This is a genomic window from Vibrio sp. 1978, assembly GCF_033344345.1.
This window is the reverse complement of the sequence record NZ_JAWPOP010000037.1, coordinates 1-24,266: the sequence shown is the minus strand read 5'-3', so window position 1 is coordinate 24,266 and position 24,266 is coordinate 1. Positions and strand designations below refer to the sequence as shown.

Here is a 24,266-nt window from a genome sequence, read left to right as displayed (position 1 = left end):
AAGTCTCAGATTGGGTCTTAAAAAAGAGGTGCTTATGCATACCACTGGCACACAAAGTGAGGGCACATTGTAATGGGGTTTCATGGTGAATAAAACCGCAAATTGTTAGGTGTTTCGCATCACGACTCGTATACTGATTTTCTGCTCTATAAAACACACAATTAGGTGACACTTCATGACACCAGAAGACGAACAACAACGCGCGCGGCAAGGTATCTTGCTAGCGATCGGCGCGTATACCATGTGGGGCATTGCGCCGATGTACTTTAAGTCCATCGCACAAGTATCTCCTTTGGAAATTCTAAGCCACCGAGTGATATGGTCTTTCTTTTTGCTTGCTGCACTCCTCCATTTTGGCCGTCACTGGCGCTCGGCTTACCACATCGCGAAAGACAAAACGAAAATCGCTTACCTGATCGCAAGTTCCATGCTAATTGGCGGCAATTGGTTGATTTTCATTTGGGCGGTAAACTCGAATCATATGCTCGACGCCAGCTTAGGTTATTACATTAACCCACTGATCAACGTCTTACTCGGGATGGTCTTCCTTGGTGAGCGACTGCGTAAATTACAGTGGTTCGCGGTTGTATTGGCAGGTTGTGGCGTACTCGTTCAACTGATTGTATTTGGCTCCGTACCTGTTGTTGCGATGGCGTTAGCAATGAGCTTCGGCTTTTATGGCTTATTAAGAAAGAAAGTCAGTGTCGATGCAAAAACTGGCTTGTTTATCGAGACATTACTTCTACTGCCAGTGGCCGCTGTTTATTTGCTTTTTATTGCCGATACACCAACCTCAAATATGCTTACGAATCCACTTACGTTAAATAGTTTGTTGATCGCGGCTGGGGTTATAACAACCCTACCACTGCTGTGCTTTACGGGTGCAGCAACAAGACTCAAATTATCGACTTTGGGCTTTTTCCAATATATAGGCCCAAGCTTAATGTTTTTACTTGCAGTATTGATGTATGGCGAACCCTTTACCATGGATAAAGCGATCACTTTCGTCTTTATTTGGGGAGCACTAGTCGTGTTTAGCTTTGATGGATTACGTAATAACCGTCGCTCACGCCGAATCGTTCAGCCACAGTGATCGTTTTTTACAAGACAAGTTAGAAATTGCCAGATAAGCTTGGTCATAATGTGACCAAGCTTTTTTTTGTTTAATGGAACATATTCAGTACTACGCAACCGACCATGACAACTTGAGTCTAATAGAGGCGAAATACCAGAAATTTGCTTTTCAAAGGCATTACCATCTGGATTTTCATCTCGGCCTGATCACGCATGGCGCGCAGAAGTTCCAATACCAAGGTAACAGCCACCAAGTTGGTCACGGGCAAATTGTGATTATGCCGCCGGATGAGCTGCACGACGGGCAATCTAAGCTCGAAAGTGGCTACGAAGTAAATGTGTTTGCGATCGAGCCTCACCTATTGAGCGATCTGGCTGATCTTAAGCAAAACGGTCAAATAATACACTTCAACGAGCTGATCATCTCGGATCCACAGGTATTTTCACAACTTAGTAACTTACACGGGCTACTTCGTCGTGAAAACCTCAGCCAACTCACCAAAGATTGCCTTCCTTTTGAAGGATTTAACCAGCTTTTTGATCGCTACGGATCGCTTGAGCGACAAAAAGTGGTGCCATTAGGAAATCAATCACTTGGAACGTTAAAAGATTATCTAATGGCGAACCTCGACCAAGCGGTGCGTTTGGATTCGCTATCAGAGCTGTGCCAACTGAGCCCAACGCAGTTCCAGCGCCACTTTAAAGCGCAAACTGGCATGACGCCTTATGCATGGTTCGCACGCCTGCGCCTCGAACAAGGCATGAAGTTACTGCAAGCTGGTCAATGTGGTACCGACGTCGCCCATCAAATCGGTTTCTATGATCAAGCGCATTTCAGCAAAGCGTTTAAGCAGACCTACGGCGTTTCCCCTTCTCAAGTGGCTCGTTAATTTCATTTACCGAGAAAGCTGTCAGTTTTTTACAAGCGCCACAGGTGACTTACCACGACAATAGCCGCATTAGTTAAATTTGAGATGTGTTATGAATGAATCCACCATATTGCTGACACTCGCCAGCATTCACTTTATTGCCCTAATGAGTCCAGGTCCGGACTTTGCGCTGGTCGTACAAAACGCGACGCGTCATGGTCGTCAAACTGGCTTGTACATTGCGTTGGGATTGTCCGTCGGTATTTTGCTGCACTCTTTGTTCAGCCTGACAGGTGTGAGTTTTGTCGTCCACCAGCACCCAGTGCTGTATTCCGTGGTACAACTGCTCGGTGGTAGTTACCTGCTCTACTTAGGAATTGGCGCATTGCGTGCCGTGATCTCGATGATCCAAAACCCACTGACGGATCAACCTAAGAAGCAAAATAACCTAGTGATCAGCAATAAGCGTCAAGCGTTTGCTAAAGGGTTTGCGACCAACATTCTTAACCCAAAAGCCCTGGTGTTCTTTGTCAGTTTGATGTCGAGTTTAGTCCCAGCAGGTATGTCGATTACTGGCAAAGGTATTGCACTGGTCATCCTGTTTGGCTTGTCGCTATTCTGGTTCTCTAGCCTTGCATGGATGCTGTCGACACAGCGCTTACAGCGTAAATTGCAACAAGCGGGTATCTACATCGACGGTCTATGCGGCGTGGTATTTACTCTAGTGGGCGGCAGTATTCTATACCAAACTATCAATACTTTTATCGGATAAAGTACTGATTTAAAAGCGTAGCACAATCGACATTTCTAAGACTGCTGACTCGACGTGACTCTCCATAACTGCCAAGCTCAAAGCACAAAACTGGCAACATGGAGAGTCATCATGCATTGGACGTTCAACCGACTCGTGACCACGGGTCTTTTTCTTACTTCCCCACTAATCTTATCTACCTCAGTCTTTGCTAACCAAGCAGCAGATGCGGTTGCGCCGGAGCACAGCACTGGCTTCGAGCAAAAACAATTGATCAAAGCGAAAGATTATATGGTTACCGCTGCTAACCCAATTGCAACCCAAGCTGGTGCGGATGTTATTGCCCAAGGTGGTAATGCTATTGATGCTATGGTTGCCGTGCAGCTGATGCTGGGCTTGGTAGAACCGCAATCATCAGGTATTGGTGGTGGCGCCTTCTTAGTGTATTGGGACAGTGAGAAACAAAAACTAACTACGTATGATGGACGCGAAACCGCACCGCTCGCCGCGACGCCGAAACTCTTTTTAGACGAAAAAGGACAACCCCTACAATTTTACGATGCGGTTGTCGGCGGGCGCTCCGTTGCCACTCCTGGTACAGTGAAACTGCTGTGGGACACGCACCAGAAATACGGCAAGTTGGAATGGAAGAAGATCATCCAACCCGTGATTACCTTGGCTGAGCAAGGTTTCGAAGTCAGTCCTCGCCTCGCGAGTCTGATTGAGAAAGATACTAAGCGCCTATCACGCTTCCCTGCGACTAAGGCTTACTTCTTCAATCCAGACGGCTCACCAAAAACCGAAGGCACGTTGTTGAAGAACCCTGAATACGCGCAAACTCTGACGGCAATTGCAGAGCAAGGGGCAAAAGCTTTCTATCAAGGCGATATCGCTACAGACATCATCAAGACCGTACAGAATGCACCGGGCAATCCTGGCGTATTGGCACAACCTGACTTTGATGCGTTCCAAATCAAGCAACGTGAGCCGGTTTGTGCGGCTTATCAAAGCTATGATATCTGCGGCATGGGACCACCTAGCTCTGGCGCATTGACGGTTGGACAGATTCTCGCGATCACCGAGCAATACGATCTTAAAGGTTGGGGAGCCGAAAGCGCGAAATCATGGCAAGTGATCGCCGATGCATCGCGCCTTGCGTTCGCGGATCGTGGTAAATACATGGCTGACCAAGATTATGTGCCAATGCCAACCGAAGGCTTGCTTGATAAAGATTATCTCAAACAACGTGCTGAGCTCATTCAAGTCGGTAAAGCCTTGAGTAAGGCTGAAGCCGGTAATCCTCCTTGGTCGCACGCCATGAACTTAAGCATGGACCAATCGATCGAGCTGCCTTCCACCAGCCATTTCAATATCGTCGATAAGCAAGGCAATGTGGTTTCAATGACAACAACCATCGAGAACGCCTTTGGCTCACGCTTGATGGTACGCGGCTTCTTGCTCAATAACGAACTGACCGATTTCTCTTTCCGCACGCATCAAGATGGTGTGCCAATCGCGAACCGCTTAGAACCGGGAAAACGCCCACGTTCATCCATGGCACCAACCATTATGATGAAGGATGACAAACCTTACATGGCAATTGGCTCACCGGGTGGCAGCCGCATTATTGGTTACGTCGCACAAGCCATTATCGCCCACACGCAATGGGATATGGACATCCAAAGCGCGATTAATCAGCCACGATTGCTGAACCGTTTTGGCACCTTAGATATTGAGCAAGGTACCGCCGCAGAGGGCTTACAGCCTGCTCTGGAGAAGATGGGCTTTAAAACCGATGTTCGGGATTTGAATTCTGGTCTGCATGCGATACGAATAACAAAAGACGGTCTTGAAGGCGCTGCGGATCCAAGACGTGAAGGTGCCGCTATCGGGCAGTAAGAGTCTTTCGCTCGACCCCTTGTGCGAGATCTCTCACAAAGGGTTGAGCAAACCTCTCTTTTTTAATGGTAAAACCGTACAGCAAAGAGCATAAGCCATTGAATTTGATACTCATGTATCTTTTTTGAACGCTAAGAGAGTTAAAAAATGTGAGATTAGCCCGTTGTTGGAAATCGTTAAACACGTAATATTAAACCTGTCGGAAGGATGCTGACACGGAACAGGAAACACCACGGACTTGGTGAACTTCAGGAAGAAGAAACGGTTATTCAGGATGAATAGTCGGGCATGGATTGCAAAATTGGACATTGAACGGAATCAATAGTGACTAGGATGGTTGCTACTAAGGACGGGAAATGGACACCTCTGGACGAGGCAAGGATTTGAACATCAGGATGATGTCAGGGACACCGCTCAGGGAACAAGTGATGAGAGCTAACGAGGATAGTTAGCAGACCAGGATAAGGTCATTAAGGACACCGCTAGGAAGGCGACGTAAGGATTAAGCTGACGGATTCAGCACACTATCATGGATTAGATGCATGGAGCACTCTTAGTAGCCGGATTGCTGCGAGTAAGACTATAACCCCGATGGGCGCAAGCCCTCGGGGTTTTTCTTTGCCTAAAGTTTTTCTTAGCAGCTCTTCTGAAAGCAGACATTCACCCACAACGCCCACCTTTCACTTCAAACGGTATAGTTAAATCGCGCTTTCGAAATCCATTTATCATTCCATTTTTTCCTACGTTAGCGACACCAAAACTGCACAAACAAAAAGAGCCGCCGAAGCAGCTCTTAAGTTGATGATACCAATCACAGTAAATAAGCGATCAGAAATAGCGTAGGGAAAATGCTTGAGAACAAGGCGCAATTTTTCGATAAGTAGTTATTCTACAATAAAAAATTGCAACGCAGTTATCGAGTATTTTAACAAGCTAGAATGACCAGTTATTTACTACGATTGGTATGAGTTTTGGTCAAGCCTTACAGTTTCTCTAGTCGTGCGTAAGCAGTTACCAACCATTTGATGCCTTCACCGTTAAAGGCAATCTGTACACGGCTCTGTGGACCACTGCCTTCGAAGTTGATGATGGTGCCTTCACCAAACTTTGGATGCATCACACGAGAACCTAGCGTAAAGCCGGTTTCATTAAAGCTCTCTTTCACAACAGTTTGGCTAAATCGACCACTGCTTGAAGGACGGCTAACTTGCGCCTTCATTCGTACTTCATCTAAACAAGTTTCTGGCAGTTCACGGATAAAGCGAGACGGTTTATGGTATTTATCCTGACCGTACAAACGACGCATTTCAGCATAAGTGATGTACAGTTTCTGCATCGCACGGGTCATGCCTACGTAACACAGACGGCGTTCTTCTTCTAAGCGCCCTGCTTCTTCTGCCGACATTTGGCTTGGGAACATGCCTTCTTCCACACCGACCATAAGCACCAATGGGAACTCTAGACCTTTCGCACTGTGTAATGTCATGAGCTGAACCGCATCTTCAAATTCGTCCGCTTGTCCTTCGCCCGCTTCTAGTGCTGCGTGGGTTAGGAATGCCGTCAGCAGTGACATGTCTTCGGCTTCTTCTGGTTTCTCGAATTGGCGAGTTGCGGTCACCAATTCCTCCAAGTTCTCAATACGTGCCTTAGACTTTTCGCCCTTCTCTTGCTCGTACATCGCGAACAAGCCCGAGTATTTAATCACATGGTCAGTTTGGTGATGCAGCGGCATCTCTAAGGTGTCGTCTTCTAGCGCGGTGACAAGCTCGATAAAACGGCTCAGAGCACCAGCAGCGCGACCAGCAAGAACCTTCTCGTCCAACATTGCCACACTCGCTTCCCACATGGTGCAACCACGATCACGAGCCGCAAAACGGATGGTTTCAAGCGTCTTATCGCCCAAACCACGCGTTGGCGTATTCACCACACGTTCAAACGCCGCATCATCGTTACGGTTGGCAATCAGACGCATGTAGCTCAAGGCATCTTTGATTTCCTGACGTTCGAAGAATCGCATGCCGCCATAGATACGATAAGGCAGACCGGCTTGAATTAACGCTTCTTCCAGAACACGCGACTGGGCGTTGTTACGGTAAAGCATCGCAGCGTCATTCAGAGCACCGCCCTTGTCTTGCCACTCTTTGATTTTGTTCACCGCAAAACGGGCTTCATCTAATTCGTTGTAAGCGCTGTAAACCGAGATAGGCTCACCGACCACGCCATCCGTCCACAACTCTTTACCCATACGCTCGGTGTTATTCGCAATCAGGGTGTTAGATGCTTCCAGAATGGTCTTGGTTGAACGGTAGTTTTGCTCAAGACGAATGGTATTTACGCTTGGGAATTCGAGCGTAAACTTCTCAATATTCTCGACTTTTGCACCACGCCAACCATAAATCGACTGGTCGTCATCACCTACGATCATCACGTGACACTCAGGACCCGCCATCATACGTAGCCAAGCATATTGAATGTTGTTGGTATCTTGGAACTCGTCCACCAAGATATGCTTAAAGCGTGCTTGGTAGTGTTCACGGACGAACTTGTTATCACGCAGTAGCTCATGTGCGCGCAGCAAGATTTCCGCAAAATCGACTAAACCAGCACGATCACACGCTTCTTGGTAAGCGGTGTACAACTGCAGATATGTCTTGGTTACTGGATCATGGTACGCATCAATGTGCGACGGACGCAGACCTTCGTCTTTCTTACCGTTAATCCACCATGCCACTTGGCGTGCAGGCCATTGCTTCTCATCGAGGTTTTGCGCTTTGATCAAACGCTTTAGCAGACGCTGCTGGTCGTCACTGTCAATGATTTGGAAATCTTCCGGTAGCTTCGCATCAAGATAGTGTGCTCGCAGAATACGGTGACAAATGCCGTGGAAAGTACCATTCCACATACCGCCTGCACTGCCCATCATTAGCTCTTCGATACGTCCACGCATCTCTGCCGCCGCCTTATTGGTAAAGGTTACCGACATGATTGAAAACGGAGAAGCTTGCTCGACCGACATCAGCCAAGCGATACGGTGAACAAGAACGCGTGTCTTACCACTTCCTGCGCCAGCAAGAACGAGCAAGTTTTCTAGAGGTGCTGCAACGGCTTCACGTTGTTTATCGTTCAAACCGTCGAGTAATAGAGATGGATCCATCATGATGAGAGCTACTGGTTATTTATACATAAAAACCGATTATAACCTAAACAACCGGGTGCTGTTTAGACAAAACTTGATAAAAAAATCGATGCTTTTTTGCCCAATACATCAATTAGTTATATCTATTTGACCCTACAAACCCATTTACTTCAGAAATTTTTCTGAAAGTTTTTTAGCCAGTTTCCTATCTTTTAAGTTAAGCAAGTTGATAACAAAAACGCCAAAACAGGCGATTCATCTTGCCAACTTAAAGTAAAGGAAATCATTCAGAGGAATTTATTATGAAAAAGTCGAATCTAGCTGTTACTGCTGCTGTTACTGGTCTTCTAGCTCTTGGTGGCACAATGCTAACTGCAGCTCCAGCTGTCGCTGCTGAAAAAGAAAAGTGCTATGGCGTTTCTAAAGCAGGTAAAAACGACTGTGCAACAAAAAGCAGCTCATGCGCTGGTACTTCTAAAGAAGATAACCAAAAAGACGCATTCGTAGTCGTACCAAAAGGTCTTTGTGACAAACTCGCTGGCGGTAGCACTTCTTCTTCATAATCTTTTATCGCTAGCTATTGTGAGGATGCGTTGACGCTCAACCAACGCAAAGCCAAGACGCATCCTTCTCTTCCCGCACGATTTGAAAAGGAGTTTCACGTGAAACACCACACCTTCCACGACCTTGTTGGAGTTGGATTAAGAACCCCTCACCTCGATTACTTTAGCCAATCCCAGCCTGAGTTGTCTTGGTTAGAAATCCACAGTGAAAACTATTTCCAACCCAATGCAACAGAGCGCCATCAGCTACAAACGCTTCGCGAGCAATATCAAATTAGCTGCCACGGTATTGGTTTGTCGCTAGGTTCGGTGGAACGTGTTAGTCAAAAGCATCTTGCGCAACTTAAATCACTGATTGACTCAATCGACCCAATTCTTGTTTCTGACCATTTAAGTTGGAGTGAAAACGGCGGTCACTACTTTAATGACCTGCTTCCACTTCCGTATACGGAAGAAGCGCTCAACGTGTTCACTCGTAACGTGAATGAAGTGCAGGAATATTTGCAACGCGAGATCTTGATAGAGAACCCATCTAGTTATGTGAAGTTTCAACATTCGACCATCAGCGAATGGGAGTTTCTTACCGAAGTGCAAAAGCGCACTGACTGTCGTTTATTGCTCGATCTAAACAATGTTTATGTTTCGGCGTTCAACCACGGTTTTGATTGCGACACATACCTAGATGCGATTCCAGCCGACAAAGTGGATGAGATTCACTTGGCAGGTTTTACCATCAAACAACTCGACAAAGGTGAGATATGGATTGATACCCATAGCCGCCCAGTTAGTGATGAAGTTTGGCAACTGTTCGCGCAGTGGACAAAAAAACACGGTCCACGTCATACGTTGATTGAATGGGATTTGGATATCCCCGCGCCAGAAGTCTTATTAGGAGAAGCGCAGAAAGCATCGCAACTGCTGTTGCAAGGCACACTTCCAAGTGAACAAAGCGAACCAAGGAAGGCATCATGAATCTAGCCACCTTACAAAGCCAGTTTGCTAAAGCCCTGCACTATCAAGCGCTCGGTGAAGACTGCGATATTGCCAGTGATGAGTTTACCGCTGATGAACGCATACAAATTTACCGCAATAACTTTATCGTCAGCTTAAGCGAAGTGTTGTCCGCGACCTACCCGATGGTTGAAGCGCTGCTTGGTGAAGAATGCTTTGAACAGATAGCTCGCCAGCATGTTCTTTCTTACCCATTAAAAGAAGGAAATGTGGTGCATTATGGCGAAGGCTTTCAAGACACCATCATGCAGTTTAGTCAGGTGATCGCACAAGCACCTTACAGCCCTGAAGTCGCACGCTTCGAGTGGCATATCGACCTAGCTCGTCAAGCACAGTATGAGCAATCCAATGCAGCGGAATTAAAACCGCTTGCGTTACTTGGCGAAGTGAGTGAAGAGCAACAACCCGCTTTAGTCTTACACCTTAAAAAGGGCTGCCGCAGCTTTGACTCCAATTACGCAGTATTCGATCTATTTAGTGCGATTCAAACTGGGCAATTCGAACAACTTAATATCAACCAATTACAGCAAGGTGTCATCTCGATTCAAGCCAATGGAGAAGCCTTGTGTCACGCACTCGATGCCGATGTGTTCCAACTGCTGCAATGTTTAGAGCAGAAGCAGAGTTTGAGCGAAATACCTGAAGTTTTACTCGCTCATCTCAATCGCATCATGGCACTCGATATTGTTGACGGCTTTACATTGCAATCAATCTAAGGAGCACTCTATGACGGATACGGTTAAAAACTTAGTGAATCGGTACGACGATTTAATCAGTACCCTACAAGCTGGCTTTGTCCCTTTACTACTTCTCTTTTGTCGCTTGTGGGTAGCCTGGGTGTTCTTCAATTCAGGACTAATCAAAATCTCATCTTGGGATAGCACGCTGTACTTATTTGAGCTGGAATACCAAGTGCCAATCTTGCCATGGGAATTGGCGGCTTATTTAGGTACGGCTGCGGAGTTGGTTCTACCGGTGTTCTTGGCACTGGGATTGATTACCCGCCCGATGGCAGCAATGCTGTTTGTGTTCAACATCATCGCAGTGATCTCTTACCCACTGTTGTGGGAGAAAGGTTTTTATGACCACCAACTTTGGGGATTGATGATTCTTATCGTAATCGTATGGGGGCCAGGACCGCTGTCTTTGGACCACATCCTGAAAAAGAAAATGACGAGCTAAAAAAATCCCCGCATCATGCGGGGATTTTTTATTATTTATTCAAGTAAGCCAGTAGCTCTTCTGCTGAGATACCTTGCTGAGCGAGGTCTTTTGCCATCTGCTCGACTTGTTCATCTTTGCGTGACTCAATCACTTGCTGAAATTGGTACACGATATCACGCAAAATTGGCAGAGGTACTTGTTTCGCCGCACTACGAATACGCTCGGAGCTTTGATTACCCAGCTCATTAAGCAACTTGCCAAACATCACCTTTTCTGGTGAATCTTCCATTTGCTCTAGAATACGAGCCATTTCATACGTGGTTAACGACATTACTTTTTGAGTTCCGTTATGGTGTCAGGAAAAGTCTGAGTGACAAATATACACGCCTTACTTACATTGGAAAATACTAAATTACACTGATTTACGCTTTCGCAAAGCTCGAGTGCCAGTTCTTCCCTGCTTTTGTAAACAGAACGACCAACGCAGGTAATAGGACCCACATATGAATTGCGATCAAGGTTTGTGGATCCAGAGATAAGCGTTGCAGTGTACCCACCAACAAACCAGAGCCACTCATTTGGAACAATCCAAGCAGTGCAGCTGCCGTGCCCGCCTTATCACCAAACGGTTCTAACGCTTTCCCTGCCGCTGCACCCAGAATGAATGCAAAACCTACAGAAGACATAAAGATAGGTAACATGAAAGAAAGCGCGGTATTCTGACCATTCATCACTAGCATGATCACACCTGCGAGACCCAGAGTTGAGATCCCGGTGACCAAGGTGTTGTGAGTTCCAACGCGCTCCATAAACTTAGGCGCCAGCATACATGCCGCAATGTTTATCACCGCATTTACACCAAACCAGAAAGTGAATTCATTCATCGACAGCCCCATCCCCGTCATCAATACCGACGGTGCTGAGGTAACGTAAGCAAGAATAACCGCCATCGCCATCAAGCATAATGACGCATGGAAAACAAAAGATGGTGTGCTAAGCACTGCCCAATACCGACTAAGCTTAAACACGGCTTGCTTTTCTGTTGACGGGTTAGTCTCTTTCATCATGAAAAACATCAATGATCCAGACACCACAGCAAAACCCGCCATAAAGCTAAAGTTAGCACGCCAGTCAAATTGCTGAGTTAACCAGCTACCTAGAATTGGAGCTAAAGCCGGAATGAAACAAATCGCACCGTTAAGGTAGCTGATCATTTTGCCGCTTTTTTCCGGGCCAAAGATATCGCGAACTGTTGCAAAGGCTGCTACCGATGTCGCACACGCACCTAAGCCTTGTAGCAGTCGGGAAACCAACATCCACTCAATATTTTGAGCACTCCACGCCAATAAAGCGCTCATCGCGTAAATGGTGATACCGCCCAATGCAACAGTTCGACGTCCGAGTTTATCTGCTAGGGGACCTGCGAATAGCTGACCAACACCCATAGCAAATAAGAACCAAGTGATCGTGTCTTGTGCTAGCGCATTATCGACCTGAAAAGTGGAAGCAATAAGAGGTAAAGCAGGTAGATAAATATCAATCGCTAAAGGACTGAAAAGAACCAAAAGGGTCAATAACGCCATCTGTTTTTTACTATTAGAAAACTGGCTAGACACACAACACTCCGAATTGGATAAAGAACTTTGGGTAAAGCTTAATCATCTGATGATATGAATGGAAATGATGTATAATCATGAGCATTATTCCTCAGAGGAAATTCACTGTGAACGTCGAAAAACTGGCTCGTATCGATTTAAATCTATTGGTCTGCTTTAAAGTGCTGATTGAAGAGTTAAACGTTACTCGTGCGGCCCACCGATTGTGCTTAAGCCAATCCGCCGTAAGTAAATCACTGGCTAAACTGCGCATTCAATTTGATGACCCTCTTTTCACTCGAAACTCACATGGATTAACACCTACGCCGCGCGCATTGTTTCTTAAACCGAAACTGGATCTGTTGATAAATCAGTTAGAAGTGCTGACTCAACCCGAAGAGTTTTCTCCGCAAAGCAGTGAATACCGTTTTCAAATAGCAGCGGTAGAGAGTGTCTACCCTCTCATTCTACCCCATTTCTTACCGGCGATTTTTCAACAAGCACCTGGCGTGACAATTAGCACACACCCGTGGTCGGATAATACATTTAAAATGCTTCAACGCGGCGAACTGGATTTAGGCTTAACTGGAAAAGATATCGATATAAACGATGCCAAGCTGACTCTTCAACCACCCGATGACATTTGCGAGTTGGAAATTTATCGTGATTACCAAATGTGCATTATTCGCAAAAACCACCCTGCGCTAAAACAACCTTGGAATCTGGAAGCCTATCTCGCCCTACGCCATGTACAGGTGCGTTGTGATGGCAACGACCGTTGGTTGCTAGATTATCGCCTTGCAGATATTGGCGCCGACCGCGATATTGCCGTCACTGTGCCCGACTTTAACAGTGCCGCAAGTTTATGTTCATACACCGACTTTATCTTTACTGCGCCAAGTCATTTTGTGCAACTTGCGGCCAAACAGCTTGATTTGGTCGTGCTGCCACTACCGTTAGAATTCCCACCTATGGCTTACACTTTATTCTGGCACCGAGATAGAGAAAACGACCCTGCATTAGGCTGGCTACGTACGATGATCACACAAAAAACCGATCACCTTAGATAAAAACACCGCACTCAATTTGCGCTTAGCGGCTAAAATGAGTAGCTTAACTGTCGTAGTCCTTTTTGGCTCATCTATGGCCTAGTTGTACTCCGACTCTATTGAAGTGATTGCGAACCTCAATGGAATCGTAAACTGCATGAAGCAGATGGAAACAGCTCCCACACCTGAGCATGAAGGAGCGGTAATTTGAAGGAATAACACAGATGCACAACGATACCCAAAGCCGCGTGAATGCAATTCGCGAATGGCTAGCACAACATAATATTGATGCCCTACTTGTCCCACATGAAGACGAGTACTTGGGCGAATACGTACCAGCGCACAACGAGCGTTTACATTGGCTAACTGGCTTTACTGGTTCTGCTGGTGCTGCGGTAATCACCAAAGACAAAGCCGCTATCTTTGTTGATGGTCGCTACACAGTACAAGTAATAAAGCAGGTTCCTGCTGATCTATTCGAATACCGTCACTTGATTGAAGAGCCTGCACTAGATTGGATTAAAGACCATCTTGCAAATGGCGCGTCTGTGGCAATCGACCCTCGCATGCACAACGCTGCTTGGCTAGACATGGCACAAGCAAAACTTGCTGGCGCACTTGAGCTTAAGATTCTCGACAGCAACCCAATTGATGAGCTGTGGCACGACCGCCCTGCTCCTGTGGTTTCTGACGTTCGCCTAATGGCAACAGAAGCGGTTGGTCAATCAAGTGAAAGTAAGCGCCAAGAAATCGCAGAGCTCGTGAAAAAAGCCGGCGCAGACAGCGCGGTGATCACAGCACTTGATTCTATCTGTTGGTTGCTCAACGTTCGTGGTCTAGATGTATCACGTCTACCAGTTCTTCTTTCTCACGCGATTCTGCACTCAGACTCAAGCGTGGAATACTTCCTAGATCCTGCTCGTCTACCTGCTGAGTTTGACGCTCATGTTGGTGCCGGCGTGACGGTTCATCACCCAGAAGCATTGCAAGCACGACTAGAAAACCTAACTGGCAAGAATGTACTGGTTGACCCTGCGACAAGTAACGCGTGGTTTAAGCTGGTTCTACAAAACGCTGGCGCATCTGTGGTGAGTAAAGCTGATCCATGCCTAATGCCAAAAGCAGCAAAGAACGCTGTTGAAATCGCAGGCATGAAAGCATGTCATATCCGTGATGGCGTAGCGATGAGTAAGTTCCTTTCTTGGTTAGATGCTGAAGTCGTTGCGGGTAACCTGCATGATGAAGCGACGCTGGCAGACAAACTGGAAGCGTTCCGCAGCGAAGACCCGACACTTATGGATCTTAGCTTCGATACTATCTCGGCAGCAGGTGGCAACGCGGCGATGTGTCACTATAATCACGAGAACCAACCTGAACCTGGCAAGCTAGAACTGAACACACTTTACCTAGTGGATTCAGGCGGTCAGTACCTAGATGGCACGACAGACATCACGCGTACCATCGCGATCGGTCAGCCTTCACAAGAGATGATTAAACAATTCACTCTCGCGCTAAAAGGCCACATCGGTGTTGCACGTGCACGTTTCCCGAAAGGCACACGTGGTTACCAAATCGATACGCTAGCTCGTCAGCACCTGTGGGCGGAGGGCTACGATTACGATCACGGTACTGGTCACGGTGTTGGTCACTTCCTAAGTGTTCATGAAGGTCCAGCAAGCATTTCGAAGAAGCAAATCGACGTGCCTCTAACAGAAGGCATGGTGCTGTCCAACGAGCCAGGTTACTACCGTGCGGATGCGTTTGGTATCCGTATCGAGAACCTAGAGCTTGTTGTTGAAACCCCAACTAACGGTGACTTCCCTGTTCTGTCATTCGAGTCGCTAACACGCTGTCCAATCGACAAGCGCAACATCAATGTTGATATGCTAACTCGTCCAGAGCTTGCTTGGTTGAATGATTACCATCAGAAGGTATGGGATGAGATCAGCCCACTTGTTGAGGGTGATGTGAAAGAGTGGCTTCGTCAAGCAACGCTACCAGTAGCACACAGCTAGAAGCTAGAAGCTAGAAGCTAGAAGCTAGAAGCTAGAAGCTAGAAAAAAGTAGAGGGTTGATGTTTTGCATCAACCCTCTTTTCTTTACTTATGTTTCACGTGAAACATAACGATGACCAGTGTCTTTATTTGCTGATTAACCAGAATACGCCGAGTGCCAATCTCGCCATACAGGATCAAAGCCTTTGGCTCGAATCATATCTTCCACAGAACCCGCACTTCGCTCATCACTGATCTCAAACTGCTCGAGTTCAACATCATCCATCGCATAACCACCCGGCTGAGTTTTAGATGCAGCAGACATACTGGTGATTCCTAACGGTAATGCATTGTCTCTGAACTTTGGTGATTCACGAGTCGATAATGACAACTCCACTTCTGGATTCAACAGGCGATAAGCGCAGATCAACTGCACAAGCTGTTTATCCGTCATGACTGATTTGGGTTGGAGCGCGCCCTTACAAGGACGTAAACGTGGGAAAGAAATTGAGTAACGAGTCTGCCAATATGTGCGCTCAAGATAGTCCAAGTGCGCTGCCACATAAAAACAATCTGTTCGCCACTCTTCCAATCCTATTAAAGCACCAATACCTATCTTATCAATGCCCGCCTTTGCAAGACGATCGGGTGTATCCAATCGGTATTCGAAATCCATCTTGTTGCCACGCAAATGGTGCTCGGCGTAAGTCGAAGGATGATACGTTTCTTGATAGACCATCACCGCATCCAAACCCAATGTCTTGAGCTCAGCGTATTCGTCTTGATCAAGTGGCTGTACTTCCATCGCCAAATAGTTAAAGCGCTTCTTAATCATAGGCACCATTTCGCGGAAGTATTTCATACCCACTTTAGTTTCGTGCTCGCCAGTCACCAGCAATACGCTATCAAACTTCATGCGTTTAATGGCTTCAACTTCTGCAGCCACTTCGTCCCTATTCAAAGTACGACGCTTGATTCTGTTCTCCATAGAGAAGCCACAATAAGTACAAGCATTGGCGCACAAGTTAGAAAGGTACAGTGGAATGTAAAGCGACATGGTATTACCAAAACGCTTGCGAGTTGCCGAGTATGACAGCTGCGCCATTTGCTCTAAGTACGCTTCAGCCGCTGGTGAAATTAGCGCTTTAAAGTCTTCCAAATCACGCTTGGGTTTATTCAATGCTCGCTCGACATCTTGTGCCGTTTTCGCGTAGATCGACATCGAGATGTCATCCCAATTAAGCTGCTTAAATTGTTCAACGAAGCTCATGTTTTCCTCGCTTAATAGCTAAACCAATCTAGGACTAAAGCTCATCTAGGAATGACGTCAGTGGACTCGACGCAACCGCATGAGAAACCTTACCGGCAAGTCCAGCTTCATAAGCCATACGCCCGGACTCTACCGCCAACTTAAATGCCTTCGCCATCGCAACGGGATCGCTCGAAGCTGCAATCGCTGTATTGACGAGCACGGCATCCGCGCCCATTTCCATCGCACGCGCGGCATGTGAAGGAGCACCAATACCCGCATCAACAACGACAGGAACATTAGCTTGGTCGATGATGATCTCTAGGAAATCGTGAGAAACTATCCCTTTGTTCGAACCGATCGGCGCACCTAATGGCATGACTGCAGCACAGCCTACTTCTTCCAATCGTTTACATAGAACCGGGTCAGCATGACAATAAGGAAGGACAATGAAACCCTCACGAACCAGCTGTTCAGCGGCTGCAAGTGTCTCAATTGGATCTGGCATCAAGTACTTCGGGTCTGGATGAATTTCCAGTTTTAGCCAGTTAGTACCCAACGCTTCTCGCGCCAGTTGTGCAGCAAACACAGCATCTTTAGCATTCTTTGCACCTGATGTGTTTGGCAATAAGTTCACACCCGCTTGTACTAACGGCAGCAAAATATCGTCTTGTTGGTCGTTCACATCCACACGCTTCAACGCCATAGTCGCAAGTTGAGATCCCGACACTTGAATCGCTTCTGCCATTAATCGGCTGTTGGCAAACTTCCCGGTTCCCGTGAACAGTCTTGATTCGAATTGTTTATCACCAATTTTAAGCATCGACTTTAACCCCCTGCGATCGCTTGAAACAAAGAGATACTATCTCCCTGTGAAAGAACTGTGCTAGCCCACTCACTGCGCGGCACAACATTGTTATTAATTGCAAAAACGCAGCCCTTTTCTGGTAGCGCAAATTGACTAATGATTTGCTGTAGATTCGACTCACTGGCAACTCGATGTGACTGGTCATTGATGACAATAGTGATCACATCTAAGTCAGCAGCGGTCATTTGTGTTGTTTGTTGTTCTGATAACGTCATTGCTTCCAACTCTCTTAATTCTGCCTATTACTCGTATACTCGTAAGCTAAATCTGAGCACATACTTGGCACTGTTTGTCTTTGCTTATCGCCATGGTTTGCCATTGCAGTTTCAACCCATCAAACAGATGCAACTTGGCAGTCTCGACATGAAACTTTCCCGTCGCCAGTTTTTGAATTGCCGCTATCGCTTGGTAGTTACCAAGTGTGCCCACTACCGGGCCGACAACACCGCTCTCACTGCATTTTTGACTTTGTGGTAATTCGTCAAACGGATACAAACAGCGGTAACAGGCTTTACTCTGCACTTCTTGTTCACTTGGTGTTTGGTAATCAAAGACAGCAAATTGCCCTTGCCAACCAATTGCCGCCGCTGAGATGAGTGGCGTATTTTGCTCGAAACAAACTTGGTTAATTAGCTGACGCGTTGGCATGTTATCGGTGCAGTCGAGCACCACATCCGCTAGCATCACCTCAAGCTGAAGCTGTGCTTTGTCTAATCGCTTATTGATAGCACGAATTTGAACCATAGTATTAAGTTCAGTAAGTTGCTTTACAGTCGCTTTTGTTTTCGCAACTTGGAGGTCTTGTTCACGATAAATGATCTGACGTTGTAGGTTACTGCTATCAACTTCATCGTCATCGACTACAACCAATTTACCAACGCCCGCTGACGCCAAGTACAAACTCGCTGCGCTCCCCAATCCACCACAACCGATGATCAGCACATGCGATTTGCTCAAACGCTCTTGCCCAACTTCGGCAATTTCTGGCAGAGCGACTTGACGTTGATAGCGAAGGAACTGCTTATCCGTGAGCATGCTCGCCTCTCTTACTAAGCGCCAACTCACTATTCTGATCAGTAAACGTTAGCTGTCTTTCCTTCATCAGTTGTGCAAAAAACTCGATAACGAACTGAGGTGATTCTGCCAACGTAATAGCACGCACAACTGCCAAACTAGAGACGCCTGTGCGCCAAACTTGGTCTGCATTAGATTGGTCAATGCCACCAATCGCGACCGTCGGAAAGCCAAGCACATAGTCACTACCTGCTTTGTCTTTTGCGGGACGGAAAACCAACTCTGTGTTTCCGTAAGGAATGCTATCAATCAGCTTTTGATAAAGAGACAAGCGCACCAAACCTTGTGGTTTCGATGGCATCTGTTTTGTGGTGGTTGGGAAAATATGCCCTAGCGCGATGTAACTAGGATGAATTTGTACGATGCGCAGTAGCTCATAATAACCATGAGTAGAAAGACCAAGACGAATGCCGGCTTTAGTTAGCTGAGCCAAATTCGATTCTTCTATGTCTTCTTGTCCTAGGTGAACACCATAAGCGCCATGCTTGATTGCCAACTGCCAATAGTCATTGATGAACACTTGTGCTTGATACTGACGACCTAGCTCAATTGCTCGAATGATCTGTTGTTCTAAATCGGCTTGTTGTGGGTCCTTGATTCGCAGTTGAATAGTGTTGATGCCTAGTGGCAGTAAACGCTCAATCCAAGCAACGTCATCAACGACTGGGTAGAGCCCTAGACTTTGCTTAGTCAGAGTTGGAAAGCTAACGCTCTCGCCTTGTGCAGACCAACCAACTTGAATACCTAGTCGGTTATCCTCCAGTACAGGTGTGGGGAAATCATCAAATTGGTCAGCCCACCGAGTAGATCTTCCCTCATCAAGGTTGTCATTCAACAGTGTTTCACGTGAAACATTCGCTTGCTGAGTTAGCATTCCTCGAGCAAGTGTTAACGCATCTTCGATAGGAAAATCGAGTACTGTCAGCGTTACTATCCAAGCAAGGTGATGTTCAGGATTGAACATTGCGTTGAATTTGGACTTAACGGAAAGCGCTCTCACTTCGTTGTTAATTGGGTGACGCCAGATATCAAGCTGAAACACTTTCTCCTTTTCATCGGATACCTGCGTATCAGCAATGCCAATATGAATCGCTTTCGACGGTTGCTTAGCACACGCTTCTACCGATAAAGCAGAGCGGTAATAGAGCACAAATGAACTCTCATTCTCAGAGTCATAATCATCAATGAGATCAGTCGTTATGTGTGTGGTCTGTTGGCCGCGAACAAGCTGAATAGATTGAGTTGGGCTCACACCCAACTCAATGTCTTCAATGCAAAAACCCTGTTCTTTCGCCAACAACAAACATTGCTGAACTAAACCTGTCAGTTCAATCAACGATGACGGAATAAGGATTTTGCTCATTAGTCACTCACCTCGGCATGTGCTGCTGGGTGGTATAGCTCAGAACCTGACTCTCTAAATTCTTGCGATTTCTGACGCATCCCCTCAAGAGGGTCATCCAGCATTTTGATTGAGATAGCTTGGTCCGCAGCAACTTGCTCTGTGTCTTTCGCATATTCTCGAACCTCTTGCGAGATCTTCATCGAGCAGAACTTTGGCCCGCACATCGAACAGAAGTGAGCAACTTTTCCAGACTCTTGAGGCAAGGTTTCGTCATGGAAAGCGCGCGCGGTATCTGGATCGAGTGATAAGTTGAATTGGTCTTCCCAGCGGAACTCGAAGCGAGCTTTAGAAAGCGCGTTATCACGAACTTGTGCACCAGGATGTCCCTTCGCCAAATCCGCGGCGTGCGCAGCAAGCTTGTAAGTTATCATGCCTACTTTCACGTCTTCTTTGTTTGGTAAACCAAGATGCTCTTTAGGAGTGACGTAGCAAAGCATCGCACAGCCATACCAGCCAATCATGGCAGCACCAATACCTGAAGTAATATGGTCGTAACCTGGAGCAACGTCTGTCGTCAATGGGCCAAGGGTATAGAAAGGAGCTTCATGGCAGTGCTCTAACTGTTCTTCCATGTTCTCTTTGATCATGTGCATTGGAACATGACCAGGACCTTCGATAATCACCTGTACGTCGTATTCCCACGCTATCTTGGTTAACTCACCAAGGGTACGAAGCTCTGCAAATTGCGCTTCGTCGTTAGCATCGGCCACCGAGCCAGGACGCAGACCATCACCGAGAGAAAGTGCCACATCATACTTAGCACAGATTTCACAGATCTCTCGGAAGTGGGTATATAAGAAGCTTTCTTGGTGATGCGCTAAACACCATTTCGCGATGATAGAACCACCACGAGAGACGATGCCAGTAACGCGTTTTGCAGTCATTGGCACATAACGAAGTAGTAAACCGGCATGGATAGTAAAGTAGTCAACGCCCTGCTCTGCTTGCTCAATCAGGGTATCGCGCATCACTTCCCAGTTAAGGTTTTCCGCAACACCGTTCACTTTCTCAAGCGCTTGGTACATTGGCACGGTACCGATCGGAACCGGACTGTTACGTAGAATCCACTCGCGAGTTTCGTGAATATTGCGTCCAGTAGAGAGATCCATAACGGTATCGCCACCCCAGCGCGTCGCCCACACTAGTTTCTCTACTTCTTCTTCAATCGAAGAAGTGACCGATGAGTTACCGATGTTGGCGTTCACTTTGACCAAAAAGTTACGCCCAATGATCATTGGTTCGGATTCTGGGTGGTTGATATTAGAAGGGATAATAGCGCGACCTTCGGCGACTTCTTTACGCACAAACTCTGCAGTAATGTCCTTTGGTAGGTTCGCACCAAAGCTTTGACCCGGATGCTGTTGATTCAGCACTTCATCGCGATACTTGGCACGCCCCATGTTTTCACGCAGCGCGATATATTCCATTTCTGGGGTAATAATACCTTTGCGAGCATAGTGCAATTGGGTCACACAATGGCCATCTTTGGCACGTCGAATACGTGGTAGATTACCGTAACGAAGATCGTCTAGTGTTTCGTCTTCTAAGCGTTCTTTGGTGTACACCGAGCTTACTTCATCAAGTAGCTCAGTATCGGCACGCTCTTCAATCCACCCTTCTCTCAGCTTAGGTAAGCCGCTATAGAGGTCTATGGTGTGCTCTGGATCTGTGTATACACCCGAGGTATCGTAAACGCGTACTGGCTCATTAGGCTCGAAAATAGGCGCTTCTTTTGTGCCTCCAATAAGGCTATCAGCGAGTGATATTTCACGCATTGGCACACGAATATCTGGACGTGAGCCTTCTACGTAGACTTTGCTTGAATTGGGGTACGGTTGTACCGAGAGTGTATCAATGAACTGTTTTGCTTCCAGTCTCGCTTGTTTGCGACTCGACATAGCATTTTTCCTTGCTTTGTTATACTAGATAAAAAGTAATTGGATAAAAATGCTTGGCGGATAGATGCGACAAGAGGAGTCAAATTAAGGCTAGTTAAAGCTTACGATATTTGCCTGTAACAACATTCGACTTTTGATAGATCAACCAGAAAGAACTCCGGTGTGAATATCTTCTCTTGTTCCCTTCGCAGATTCTAATCTGATCAGGTTCAACGGATCCCGAATTAACGGTCTCAGCCTTATGGCACTCCGACAAGTGATGTCAGTATATAAAAACGGCTTGGTGAAACCAAGCCGACCTGTTCAATTTTTAACTACTTTGCTAGCTGCGCATCAATAATTGAAAGCCTATCCACGCAGCTGAAATACTTAACACGACATTCAACAATACGTTCAACCCCATCTTAAAGAAAGCGCCCTGCTGCATAAGCAAAACATTATCCATCGAGAAGGTGGAAAACGTCGTTAGTGCGCCTAAAAAACCCAAGCCAATCACTTGTCGCCAAGGTTCCGTTGCCAAAAGTTCATTATCGAAAGCTGCTATCAATAAGCCCATCATAAATGAGCCAACAACGTTAACGGTTAACGTACCATATGGAAAACCACGCCCCAATAAAATGACACAAAGTTCAGAAATTAAGTAACGAGAACATGCACCAAATGCACCACCCAATGCAATAAAACCCAAAACGGATAGTTGTCCCATAATTCCCCCAGAAAAGTTAATGGCGACATTGTAATCAAATTTACGGCAATAGTGATTATACAATCTTAGAATTCAGCAAAGTATAGCGCTTAAAACTTATCAAGATTTTAAAAGTTACGGGAGTCACTTTACTTCAATGTAACCCATCAAACCCGTCTTCATATGTTCAATTACATGACAATGGTACATCCAACGCCCTGGGTTATCTGCAACAAATGCCGCTTTCGCACTGCCGTTTTTTCCAAGTAAGACCGTATCGGTATGAAACGGTTCGTCGAGTTTTTTGCCATCTAACTCAAGAACCGTAAATGTGTGTCCATGAAGATGAATAGGATGATGATATTGGGTGACGTTCTTTAGGTTGAAGATATAGGTTTTTCCCATCTCCAATGTTGAAAGCGGCGCTGGAATATTATCTTTGCTCATTCCCTCCCAAGCCCGTTTGTTCATCAGCCAGAATTGGGGGATCGCTTTGCCCGATTTATCAGCAGGAGTGATCGCCCCCTCCCACTCAAACACATAATCGATTTGCTCTGCATTTTTCAAATCGAGAGCTGGCACAGGGTTGAGAGGTAATAAAGGCAGTTTCTGGTTGTTCGACAGATCAGACTCAACAACGTCAAACTCGCACAAAGGGAATGGGAAGCGTCCTTTCATTTGACGCACATAAACACGTTTTCCAGCCTTTGGAGCAATCAATCCGACATCTAACCTCATTCCTGGACCAATTTTATGCTGAGTGAGCTTGTAAGGCGTTTTAACAGGGTTACCATCAATAGCGATAACCCAAGCCTCTGCACCTTCAATAGCGATCGGGTAAGTAATGGTGTTATCGACATTAGCAATTCTTAATCGCGTGGTAGCATTCTGCTTCAGCGTATAAACAGGTTCATGCACACCATTGACGCTACTCCACTCTCCGGGAGTCCCCATACGAGCGCTCAAGCGCGGTACCATAAGGTTCTTCCACTGACCTTGTTTGTCTAAATGCCAATGCTTTAGAACTATTTCCTGTTCTTCATCAAATAGAACAGGCTCAGCCTCTTCAACGATAATTAGCCCAACTAAGCCCATACCAAGTTGCTTAACGCTATTCATGTGGGGGTGATACCAAAACGTGCCTGCATCTGGCGGTGTAAATTCATAAGCGAATGTTTCACCCGGCATGATAGGCGGCTGGCTTAAGAAAGGTACACCATCCATTTCAATAGGGATTCGCAAGCCATGCCAGTGGATTGTAGTCGGCTCTGAAAGCTTGTTAGTAAACCTAATTATAACTTTCTCGCCTTGGCGACAACGAATCGTAGGCGCTGGAATCGAACCATTAAATGCGAGTACGTCTGTGTTAAACCCAGGGATAAATTCTGCAGTAGAAGGCTCTGCAGTGATATCGTATATATATTGCCTCTGCTTATTAGTGCTCCTAGATAGAGAACATGCAGGTAGAACGGTAAGCGCGGAGATTGCTAAGGATGATTGAAGAAAGCGTCGACGAGATATATCCATACATAGTTACTCATTAATCCAGATCGGTTGAGTGTAACTAAATATAAATAGTGATTCCCCTTTATTATTAAAATTTCGGGCCACTGATCATTACAGCTAACTGTAGTTTCGTTCGTTCAGTAGATTAAATGCTGCCAAAGTACAGCAGAAAGCCATACTTACGGGATAAGAGTAGAAATAAGCTGTAATAATGAGAAGAAACCAGATACAAAAAAGGCCCTGACCTAAGTCAGAGCCTGATATATGGCAGGGGTGGAGAGATTCGAACTCCCAACACGCGGATTTGGAATCCGCTGCTCTGCCAATTGGAGCTACACCCCTATAGAATTTTCATATTCTAGATTTGACAAAACCTCGCATAAGCGAGGTTGTCGATATTAAGTGGCGGAGTGGACGGGACTCGAACCCGCGACCCCCGGCGTGACAGGCCGGTATTCTAACCAACTGAACTACCA

The 24,266-nt window shown here is 46.3% G+C and carries 21 protein-coding genes, 1 tRNA gene and 1 riboswitch; of the genes, 10 read left to right on the top strand and 12 right to left on the bottom strand.

Features of this window, described 5'->3' with window-relative positions; translation table 11 throughout:
• Window positions 1-175 precede the first annotated feature (175 nt).
• The 4 genes from rarD to ggt all read left to right on the top strand — a co-directional run bounded on the left by rarD (window position 176) and on the right by ggt (window position 4,593).
• A complete protein-coding gene (gene rarD, locus R8N49_RS22930; RefSeq protein ID WP_005378774.1) occupies window positions 176-1,093 on the top strand; it encodes an EamA family transporter RarD in 918 nt (305 codons plus the stop codon).
• A 73-nt stretch (window positions 1,094-1,166) separates the two neighbouring features.
• Window positions 1,167-1,964 carry an AraC family transcriptional regulator gene (locus R8N49_RS22925; protein WP_258489461.1) on the top strand — a complete coding sequence of 266 codons (798 nt, stop codon included), beginning with the start codon at window positions 1,167-1,169 and terminating at the stop codon, window positions 1,962-1,964.
• Between the two features lie 91 nt (window positions 1,965-2,055).
• The gene (locus R8N49_RS22920; RefSeq protein WP_005378776.1) at window positions 2,056-2,715 is read left to right on the top strand and encodes a LysE family translocator; all 660 of its coding nucleotides are present in this window, start codon (window positions 2,056-2,058) and stop codon (window positions 2,713-2,715) included.
• Between the two features lie 111 nt (window positions 2,716-2,826).
• Window positions 2,827-4,593, top strand: a complete 1,767-nt coding sequence (gene ggt, locus R8N49_RS22915) for a gamma-glutamyltransferase (protein WP_104975691.1) — start codon at window positions 2,827-2,829, stop codon at window positions 4,591-4,593.
• 982 nt (window positions 4,594-5,575) lie between these two features.
• Here ggt and uvrD read toward each other — a convergent pair.
• Window positions 5,576-7,750, bottom strand: a complete 2,175-nt coding sequence (gene uvrD / locus R8N49_RS22910; RefSeq protein WP_186584588.1) for a DNA helicase II — start codon at window positions 7,748-7,750, stop codon at window positions 5,576-5,578.
• A gap of 281 nt (window positions 7,751-8,031) precedes the next feature.
• On the opposite strand from uvrD, the gene R8N49_RS22905 reads away from it, so the two are divergent.
• The 4 genes from R8N49_RS22905 (at window position 8,032) to R8N49_RS22890 (ending at window position 10,485) form a co-directional block, all read left to right on the top strand.
• Window positions 8,032-8,292, top strand: coding sequence for a DUF2282 domain-containing protein (locus R8N49_RS22905; RefSeq protein ID WP_005378779.1), 261 nt, complete (start codon window positions 8,032-8,034; stop codon window positions 8,290-8,292).
• A gap of 99 nt (window positions 8,293-8,391) precedes the next feature.
• The gene (locus tag R8N49_RS22900) at window positions 8,392-9,264 is read left to right on the top strand and encodes a DUF692 domain-containing protein (protein ID WP_005378781.1); all 873 of its coding nucleotides are present in this window, start codon (window positions 8,392-8,394) and stop codon (window positions 9,262-9,264) included.
• Entirely contained in the window at window positions 9,261-10,019 is a 759-nt protein-coding gene (locus tag R8N49_RS22895; protein ID WP_005378782.1) for a DNA-binding domain-containing protein, read from the top strand. Before R8N49_RS22900 ends, R8N49_RS22895 begins: the two co-directional genes overlap by 4 nt.
• 10 nt (window positions 10,020-10,029) lie before the next feature.
• Window positions 10,030-10,485 carry a DoxX family protein gene (locus R8N49_RS22890; RefSeq protein WP_005378784.1) on the top strand — a complete coding sequence of 152 codons (456 nt, stop codon included), beginning with the start codon at window positions 10,030-10,032 and terminating at the stop codon, window positions 10,483-10,485.
• Between the two features lie 31 nt (window positions 10,486-10,516).
• Here R8N49_RS22890 and R8N49_RS22885 read toward each other — a convergent pair whose 3' ends face one another.
• Together R8N49_RS22885 and R8N49_RS22880 are read right to left on the bottom strand one after the other, a co-directional pair.
• Window positions 10,517-10,798, bottom strand: a complete 282-nt coding sequence (locus tag R8N49_RS22885; RefSeq protein WP_005378786.1) for a hypothetical protein — start codon at window positions 10,796-10,798, stop codon at window positions 10,517-10,519.
• 91 nt (window positions 10,799-10,889) lie between these two features.
• The gene (locus R8N49_RS22880) at window positions 10,890-12,083 is read right to left on the bottom strand and encodes a multidrug effflux MFS transporter (protein WP_005382927.1); all 1,194 of its coding nucleotides are present in this window, start codon (window positions 12,081-12,083) and stop codon (window positions 10,890-10,892) included.
• Between the two features lie 107 nt (window positions 12,084-12,190).
• On the opposite strand from R8N49_RS22880, the gene R8N49_RS22875 reads away from it, so the two are divergent.
• Both R8N49_RS22875 and R8N49_RS22870 read left to right on the top strand, forming a co-directional pair.
• Window positions 12,191-13,132, top strand: a complete 942-nt coding sequence (locus tag R8N49_RS22875; protein ID WP_005378791.1) for a LysR family transcriptional regulator — start codon at window positions 12,191-12,193, stop codon at window positions 13,130-13,132.
• A gap of 203 nt (window positions 13,133-13,335) precedes the next feature.
• Window positions 13,336-15,126, top strand: coding sequence for an aminopeptidase P family protein (locus R8N49_RS22870; protein ID WP_132937341.1), 1,791 nt, complete (start codon window positions 13,336-13,338; stop codon window positions 15,124-15,126).
• Between the two features lie 136 nt (window positions 15,127-15,262).
• Here R8N49_RS22870 and thiH read toward each other — a convergent pair whose 3' ends face one another.
• The 9 genes from thiH to R8N49_RS22825 form a co-directional block, all read right to left on the bottom strand.
• Window positions 15,263-16,375, bottom strand: coding sequence for a 2-iminoacetate synthase ThiH (gene thiH / locus R8N49_RS22865; protein WP_005386233.1), 1,113 nt, complete (start codon window positions 16,373-16,375; stop codon window positions 15,263-15,265).
• A 34-nt stretch (window positions 16,376-16,409) separates the two neighbouring features.
• Entirely contained in the window at window positions 16,410-17,177 is a 768-nt protein-coding gene (locus R8N49_RS22860) for a thiazole synthase (protein ID WP_005397059.1), read from the bottom strand.
• Window positions 17,178-17,182: 5 nt separating this feature from the next.
• A complete protein-coding gene (gene thiS / locus R8N49_RS22855) occupies window positions 17,183-17,437 on the bottom strand; it encodes a sulfur carrier protein ThiS (RefSeq protein ID WP_017821778.1) in 255 nt (84 codons plus the stop codon).
• Between the two features lie 46 nt (window positions 17,438-17,483).
• Window positions 17,484-18,257, bottom strand: coding sequence for a HesA/MoeB/ThiF family protein (locus R8N49_RS22850; protein ID WP_017821777.1), 774 nt, complete (start codon window positions 18,255-18,257; stop codon window positions 17,484-17,486).
• Window positions 18,244-19,659, bottom strand: a complete 1,416-nt coding sequence (locus R8N49_RS22845; protein WP_186584586.1) for a thiamine phosphate synthase — start codon at window positions 19,657-19,659, stop codon at window positions 18,244-18,246. The genes R8N49_RS22850 and R8N49_RS22845 overlap by 14 nt, the downstream gene beginning before the upstream one ends.
• Complete coding sequence (thiC, locus tag R8N49_RS22840; protein WP_005378810.1) at window positions 19,659-21,599, bottom strand: phosphomethylpyrimidine synthase ThiC; 1,941 nt, start codon at window positions 21,597-21,599, stop codon at window positions 19,659-19,661. Before thiC ends, R8N49_RS22845 begins: the two co-directional genes overlap by 1 nt.
• A gap of 163 nt (window positions 21,600-21,762) precedes the next feature.
• Window positions 21,763-21,861, bottom strand: a riboswitch (TPP riboswitch).
• 60 nt (window positions 21,862-21,921) lie between these two features.
• A complete protein-coding gene (gene crcB / locus R8N49_RS22835) occupies window positions 21,922-22,305 on the bottom strand; it encodes a fluoride efflux transporter CrcB (RefSeq protein ID WP_005378811.1) in 384 nt (127 codons plus the stop codon).
• 123 nt (window positions 22,306-22,428) lie between these two features.
• Window positions 22,429-23,811 carry a multicopper oxidase family protein gene (locus R8N49_RS22830; RefSeq protein WP_132937344.1) on the bottom strand — a complete coding sequence of 461 codons (1,383 nt, stop codon included), beginning with the start codon at window positions 23,809-23,811 and terminating at the stop codon, window positions 22,429-22,431.
• Between the two features lie 244 nt (window positions 23,812-24,055).
• Window positions 24,056-24,132: transfer RNA gene (locus tag R8N49_RS22825), tRNA-Trp, on the bottom strand.
• Window positions 24,133-24,266 lie beyond the last annotated feature (134 nt).